Raw genomic sequence first — 6,413 nt, forward strand, 5'->3', positions numbered from 1 at the left:
GGTAGAACAGCAGCGGCGCCTGGTCCGAATGTTCGGCCAGCGCGGTGACCCGGGCGATCACGATGGTGTGGTCACCGCCGTCGACCTCGCGATCCAGCTCGCAGTCGATACTGGCCAGCGCGCCGCTCAGCCGCGGCGACCCGTTTCCGGACAACTCCCAGTCCACACCCGCGAATTTGTCGGTGCCGCGGCGGGCCAGCGCGCGGCAGATCTCGTCCTGGTCGTGGGCCAGGATGTTCACGCAGAATCGGCCCACCTCACGGATGCGGGGCCACGACGTCGAGGTCCGCGCGGGGAAGAAGCAGACCCGGGGCGGGTCGAGGGACAACGACGAGAAGGACTGGCAGCTGAATCCGACCGGCTCGTCACCGGACAGCGCGGTGATCACCGTGACCCCGGAGCAGAACCTGCTCAGCACGGATTTGAAGGTCGCCTCCGAGATCTCGTCCACCTGTACTACCGGCTCCACGGCCACTCCTTGTTTCGGACAGACATATAGCTGTAAGTCATGACACCAGGTCGAGGGGCGCCCCCGTCAACAGCCAGGTCCGGTGAACGGGAGAGATTTCGGTAGCACTTACGTAGTTCCACCGATTCGCGATCGGTGTGGTGGCAGCCACTGTGATAGGTGACACAAATGCCGAAACCGAACATGCCTAGTCGAAATACTTCTAGACTGCATATGAGCCAACGGAGGTACATATGACCGTCACCGTGCTGCCCTCCGCGGAACGCACCACCACGGCCGCGCATCACGCGACGACGGGCGCCAGGGCTCATCGAGCCGGCGCGCCGATTCCGGTGTCGATGATCGAGCGAATGACGCTGATCCTGGACGCCTTCGACGCGAACACCCCGACGCTGACACTGCTGGAACTGGTTGAGCGAACCGGACTTCCGCGCTCGACGGTCCACCGCATCCTGGATCAGATGATCCGGCTGCGCTGGCTGGCGCATTCCGCCGGCGGCTACCGCCTCGGCATGCGCACGCTGGAACTGGGCGGATTGACCGCGGACCACAACGAGATTCGTGACGCGGTGAGCCCGCTGCTGCACGAGTTGTCGCAGCGGACGGGCATGGTGGGCCATCTGGCGGTGCTCGACGGTCGCGAGGTCGTCTATCTGGACAAGGCCGGCGGTCGCTTCGGCGCGGCGCTGCCGACCCGCCTCGGGGGCCGGATGCCCGCGCACGCAACGGCTTTGGGCAAGGCGATGCTGGCGGCGCTGGAACCCACCATCGCCGAGGCCGCCTTCCGCGGCCGGCTGCCGCGCCTCACTCCGCGCACCCTGGCCGAACCCGATGCGCTGCATCGCGAACTCGGGCAGATCCGGTTGCGCCAAGGCGTGGCGATCGACCGCGAGGAGGCCATGGTCGGCATCGCCTGTGTGGCCGCGCCGCTGCGTGGCCGCGGCGCCCCGCCGGCCGCGCTCTCGCTGTCGGGACGTGCCGAGGCGATGAGTTACGACCGGCTGGCCCGGGTCGTTCTCGAGGTCGTACACGAGGCCGGGCGGGCACTGTTCCCGCACCGCACCCGCTGGCGCTGATTTCGGATCCGCATATGACTGGGCGGTATAGTTCGGCGATGACATCTGGCACCGATCTGCCGACCACCTCGTGGGCCGTGCTCGGGATGCTGTCGCATGCGGACGAGTTGTCCGGATACGACCTGAAGAAGTGGGCGGACTGGAGTTTGCAGTTCTTCTACTGGAGCCCGTCGTTCAGCCAGATCTACGCCGAACTCAAACGCCTCGAGAAGCACGGGTACGTCACCTCGCGCACCGTGACCTCCGAGGACGGCGTGCGTGGCAAGCGGATGTACGCGATCACCACCAGCGGCCGGGATGCCGTGGCGCACTGGGTCAACCACTCACCGGTCGAAGCGCCGGTACTGAAACACAGTGTGCTGCTGCGGGCGTGGCTCGGACATCTGGCCGAGCCGGAGCGGTTGCGCGAAATCCTCACCGCGCATATCGATTACGCGGAGAAGATGCGCCGCCGCGCCGCCGCCGACGCCGAGGGGTCCGACGCCAACCCGGATTGGGCCTTCCCCAGCGCGGTGTTGCGCTGGTGCATCCGGCACTACGAGGCGGAGCGCCAACTGGCCGAGGATCTGCTCGACGACCTGGAGGCGTTGAACAAGCGCGGACGGCTGCCCCGCAATCGCGAGGCGCCGCTCGCACCACCGAAGCCGAAGGCTCGGCCGCGATAGAGCACAGGACCGGGGCACCCGGTCCGCACCGGATCCGTCGCTACCCTCGCCGGATCCGGGCCAGCCAGGCGGCGGTATCCACGGTCCCGTCCTCGGCCACGTTCAGCCCGGCGACCTGATCGGCGACCACCGGGGTGACCCGGCCGCGATAGGACGCGGGTCGCAGATCCTCCAATTCCCAACCCGCACCGAATGATTCACGCAGCAGCCGATCGCTGATGCGCGGCCCGAAACCCGGATCGGCATCGGAGAGTGCCAGCACATGCACCAGACCACCCGGAGCACACAGGGTGTGCAGCGACCGGACGTAGTCGGCGCGGGTCCCGGGATCCTCGCGGAAGATGTGGAACAGGGCACTGTCGACGATCGTGTCGAAGACGCCGAGTTCGGCGGCCGCCGCATCGGTGCCGAGCCGGACCGCATCCGCTACCCGGAAGCGTGCCGCGGGCACCCCCTTCGCGGCCGCGTTGCGCCGCGCGTATTCGACGGCGCTGGGCGACAGGTCGATACCCAGCACGTCGTAGCCGAGGGCGGTGAGGGCGATGGTGTGCTCTCCCGCACCCGTTCCGACGTCGAGCACCCGCCCTCGGATCAACCCCTCGCGCTCCACTTCCACGATCGCCGGCTGCGGCTCACCGATCACCCAGGGAGCGGTGTCGTCGTCGTAGACGGTGTTCCAGAACTCTGCGGCCTGTGTCATGACCCCAGCGTGCACCCTCAACCGCACTCGAGGTCAACGCCGGCAGTGGGTCCCCGGAATTCGTCGTCCCCAGAATCTCACTGAGCGGAACCCTTCCTAGCGAGGAGCGTTTCGGAATATTTCTATTAGGCATACAGGAGGTGCACGATGACCGGTGAACTCGATTCCATCCAGAACGCACTCGACGCCCTGGCCGCCGGCCGGCCCGTCGTGGTGGTCGACGACGAGGATCGGGAGAACGAAGGCGATCTCGTCCTGGCCGCGGAATTCGCGACCGCGCAGACCATCGGATTCCTGATCCGCCACACCAGCGGCGTGCTGTGCGTGCCGATGCCCGGCGCCGACCTCGACCGGCTCTCGCTGCCCCCGATGACCGCGGTCAACGAGGACCCCAAGGGCACCGCCTACACCGTATCGGTCGACGCGGCCGCCGGCGTCAGCACGGGTATCTCGGCGGCCGACCGCGCCCACACCATGCGACTGCTGGCCGATCCGCGCACCACCCCGGCCGACCTCACCCGACCCGGGCACGTCTTCCCGCTGCGGGCGCATCCACGCGGCGTGCTGGGCCGGGCCGGGCACACCGAGGCGACCGTCGACCTGCTGCGCGCGGCCGGATTGCGGCCGGCGGGAGTGATCGCGGAGGTCGTCAACGACGACGGGTCGATGGCACGGTTGCCACAGCTGCTGGTCTTCGCACGAGAGCACGGGCTGCCGATCATCTCCATCGCCGACCTCATCGAATATCGAAAGCATCGCGAGCACACCGTCACCCGGCTCGCGCAGACCCGGCTGCCCACGCGCTACGGCGATTTCCAGGTCTTCGGCTACCGCGACGCCGACTCCGGAACCCAGCCGGTCGAACATCTCGCCCTGGTTTTCGGCGATCCGTCCGGAACCGACGTCCTGGCCCGGCTGCATTCGGAATGCCTGACCGGCGACGCGTTCGGCTCGCTGCGCTGCGATTGCGGTGAACAGCTCGACGCCGCACTGCGGGCGGTGGCCGCCGAGGGGCGCGGCGTCGTGGTGTATCTACGAGGCCAGGAGGGACGCGGCATCGGCCTGCTGAACAAATTGCGCGCCTACGAACTACAGGACGCCGGCGCCGACACCGTGGACGCGAATCTGCGCCTCGGGCTGCCGATCGATGCCCGCCGCTACGGCGCGGGCGCGCAGATCCTGAGCGATCTGGGTGTCGAATCGGTGCGGTTGCTCAGCAACAATCCGGATAAGCAAGCGGGCCTGCAGGCGCACGGCATCGCGGTCACCCGCCGGATTCCGCTGCAGACCGACCCGACCGAGCACAACGTCCGCTACCTGCGGACCAAGCGGGAGCGGATGCGTCACCAACTGGCCGGACTCGACGTCGCCTCCGCTGCGGCGAACTGAAAATCCTTGTGCTGCAACGGTTTCAGTGAGATTCAGAGCCGATGTTCGGCCAGCCAGCGCCGGGCCCGCGTCGGCGAGGCCCGCGAGAGCCAGGCGTCCTGGACGACCTCGCGCAGTTCGTCGAGATCGAGTTCACCGATGTGGGCCCCACGCAGCAGTACCGATAGATGCCCGTCGAAATGAGTGGTGGTGAAGAACGGCGAGTCCGGGTCCTGGACGAGCGCACGCTTGTCCGATTCCGACGGCACCCAGAAGACGATCACATCGGGATACCGTTCGCCGGTGTCCGGATCGACGGCGTCCGGGCGCGGGGTGCGGAAGAAGATGAACGACTTGGCCCCGACCTGGTAGACCGGATTGCCGCTCGATCCCCGCACCACCGCGACGTGCGGCATCGCGAGGGCGAGCTCTTCCACGTCCTCGATCCGCGCCCGGCGCGCCACGCTCGCTCAGTCCGCCAGCTGGGTGAGCAGCTTGCGGGTGCGCTCGGCGGCCTGCCCGCCCACGAACGGGGCGGCCACGAATTCCGTGGCGCCGGCGGCGAACACCTTCTCGATGCGGGCGGCGACCTGCTCCTCGGTGCCGATGATCGCCAGATCGGCCGGTCCCTCCGCGCCCTCGCGATCCATCATGGCCCGATAGGAGGGCAGCGAACCGTAGGCGGCGAAGACGGTGGCGGCCCGCTCCCGGCCGCGCTCCACGTCGTCGGTGACCAGCACCGGCAGCGAGCAGACCACTCGCGGCGCCGGCCGGCCGGCCTCGGCGGCCGCCGCGGTGATGGTGGGTGCGATGTGGTCGGCGATGGTCGCGGGGCCGGTCATCCACAGCACGGTGCCGTCGGTGCGCCGCGCCGCGAGTTTCAGCATCTGGGTTCCCATGGCGGCCACGAGCACCGGAATCCGGCCGGTCTCCCCCGCGGTCAGGCCGAGGTTAGCGCTCAGGGTCTCGCCCTGATACGACACCGGCTGCCCGTCGAGCAGCGGCCCGAGAATCGACAGATATTCCTTCATGTGCCGGGCCGGGCGGCCGAAGTCGTAGCCGAACATGTTCTCGATGACGATCTGGTGCGACAGCCCGATCCCCAGGGTGAGCCGGCCGCGGCCGACGGCGAGCGCGGTGGTGGCCGCCTGCTGGGCCAGGGCGCCCGGGTGCCGCGGATAGGTCGGCACCACGGCCGTGCCGAGTTCGATGTTCGCCACCTTGCTGCCGGCGACGGCGAGCGCGGTCAGCGCGTCGAGACCGAAGATGTGCGACAGCCACGCCGATTCGAAACCCTCGCCGGCCACCTGCTGCAGTTCGTCGGTCAGGCGCACCAGCGCATCCGGTCCGGTCTGTTCGCTGAGCATGATGCCGATCCGCACGGGAAGCCTCCTGGGGGCGAGGGGTCTGTGGGTTCGCGGCCCCGAGGGACCGCGGCGCGAGTCTCGGTTCGCGGTCTCAGCCTATTCCCGTTCTCACCGTCCGCGGGCACGCGGGACCGACATCGCCGATGTGGTCCGAACGCGTTTCGATCACGATAGGGTTGGCGATCATGGCGCGGCGTGTCACCGGGAATCTTCCCGCCGAGGTCACCAGTTTCGTCGGCCGCCGCGACGAACTGGCCACCGCGAAACGGCTGCTGCCCGCGACCCGGGTGCTGACTCTGCTCGGTCCGGGCGGCGTGGGTAAGACGCGGCTGTCTCGGCAGGTCGGCGCGGCGATGGCGCGCGCCTTCCCGGACGGGGTGTGGCTGGTCGAACTGGCCGATGTGCACGATCCCGACCTGGTCACCCTCAGCGTCGCCGAGGCGTTGAATCTGCGCGACGACACCACCGCGCCGCTGGACCGCCTCACCGAATTCCTCGCCAGCAAACGGCTCCTGCTGATCCTGGACAACTGCGAACATCTCATCGACGCGTGCGCGGCGCTGGTCGCCCATCTCGTCGCCGCCACCCCGGAGGTGCGGGTGCTGGTGACCAGCCGCGAGGTGCTGGGCATACCCGGTGAGCAGGTGATGCCGATTCCGCCGCTTCCGGTCGCCGCACACGACAGCGACGCGTTGCTGCTGCTGGTGGAGCGGGCCACCGCGGCGAATCCGGATTTCACCTTCACCCCCGCCAACCGCGACACCCTCG

8 protein-coding genes are annotated in these 6,413 nt (G+C 68.6%); 4 read left to right on the plus strand and 4 right to left on the minus strand.

What is annotated here, in order from left to right:
* On the minus strand, positions 1–469 hold a 469-nt coding region (locus RJ03_RS11705), incomplete at its 3' end, for a flavin reductase family protein (protein WP_051024586.1).
* A 233-nt stretch (positions 470–702) separates the two neighbouring features.
* Between RJ03_RS11705 and RJ03_RS11710 the strand changes: the two genes are divergently transcribed.
* A complete protein-coding gene (locus RJ03_RS11710; RefSeq protein ID WP_036501211.1) occupies positions 703–1,545 on the plus strand; it encodes an IclR family transcriptional regulator in 843 nt (280 codons plus the stop codon).
* 38 nt (positions 1,546–1,583) lie between these two features.
* Positions 1,584–2,210 carry a PadR family transcriptional regulator gene (locus RJ03_RS11715; RefSeq protein ID WP_063000618.1) on the plus strand — a complete coding sequence of 209 codons (627 nt, stop codon included), beginning with the start codon at positions 1,584–1,586 and terminating at the stop codon, positions 2,208–2,210.
* A gap of 40 nt (positions 2,211–2,250) precedes the next feature.
* Here the strand turns inward: RJ03_RS11715 and RJ03_RS11720 are convergent, their stop codons facing one another.
* The gene (locus RJ03_RS11720) at positions 2,251–2,910 is read right to left on the minus strand and encodes a class I SAM-dependent methyltransferase (protein WP_036501213.1); all 660 of its coding nucleotides are present in this window, start codon (positions 2,908–2,910) and stop codon (positions 2,251–2,253) included.
* Positions 2,911–3,057: 147 nt separating this feature from the next.
* On the opposite strand from RJ03_RS11720, the gene RJ03_RS11725 reads away from it, so the two are divergent.
* The gene (locus RJ03_RS11725) at positions 3,058–4,299 is read left to right on the plus strand and encodes a bifunctional 3,4-dihydroxy-2-butanone-4-phosphate synthase/GTP cyclohydrolase II (protein ID WP_036501214.1); all 1,242 of its coding nucleotides are present in this window, start codon (positions 3,058–3,060) and stop codon (positions 4,297–4,299) included.
* Between the two features lie 32 nt (positions 4,300–4,331).
* On the opposite strand, the gene RJ03_RS11730 is transcribed toward RJ03_RS11725, so the two are convergent.
* Both RJ03_RS11730 and RJ03_RS11735 read right to left on the minus strand, forming a co-directional pair.
* Positions 4,332–4,694 carry an MmcQ/YjbR family DNA-binding protein gene (locus RJ03_RS11730; protein WP_051024587.1) on the minus strand — a complete coding sequence of 121 codons (363 nt, stop codon included), beginning with the start codon at positions 4,692–4,694 and terminating at the stop codon, positions 4,332–4,334.
* A 54-nt stretch (positions 4,695–4,748) separates the two neighbouring features.
* Positions 4,749–5,660: a TIGR03564 family F420-dependent LLM class oxidoreductase gene (locus tag RJ03_RS11735; protein ID WP_036501215.1), complete on the minus strand. Its 912-nt coding sequence runs from the start codon at positions 5,658–5,660 to the stop codon at positions 4,749–4,751.
* Positions 5,661–5,830: 170 nt separating this feature from the next.
* On the opposite strand from RJ03_RS11735, the gene RJ03_RS11740 reads away from it, so the two are divergent.
* Positions 5,831–6,413 (plus strand): ATP-binding protein (locus RJ03_RS11740; protein WP_245552251.1); only part of this gene is annotated, 583 nt, incomplete at its 3' end.

The organism is Nocardia aobensis NBRC 100429 (assembly GCF_000308375.1).
Lineage (GTDB): Bacteria > Actinomycetota > Actinomycetes > Mycobacteriales > Mycobacteriaceae > Nocardia > Nocardia aobensis.

What these genes read in the sequence shown, in the direction of transcription:
- RJ03_RS11710 (WP_036501211.1), top strand. Translation starts at nt 703, where the DNA reads ATGACCGTCACCGTGCTGCCCTCCGCGGAACGCACCACCACGGCCGCG.
- RJ03_RS11720 (WP_036501213.1), bottom strand. Translation starts at nt 2,910, where the DNA reads ATGACACAGGCCGCAGAGTTCTGGAACACCGTCTACGACGACGACACC.
- RJ03_RS11730 (WP_051024587.1), bottom strand. Translation starts at nt 4,694, where the DNA reads ATGCCGCACGTCGCGGTGGTGCGGGGATCGAGCGGCAATCCGGTCTAC.
- RJ03_RS11725 (WP_036501214.1), top strand. Translation starts at nt 3,058, where the DNA reads ATGACCGGTGAACTCGATTCCATCCAGAACGCACTCGACGCCCTGGCC.
- RJ03_RS11715 (WP_063000618.1), top strand. Translation starts at nt 1,584, where the DNA reads ATGACATCTGGCACCGATCTGCCGACCACCTCGTGGGCCGTGCTCGGG.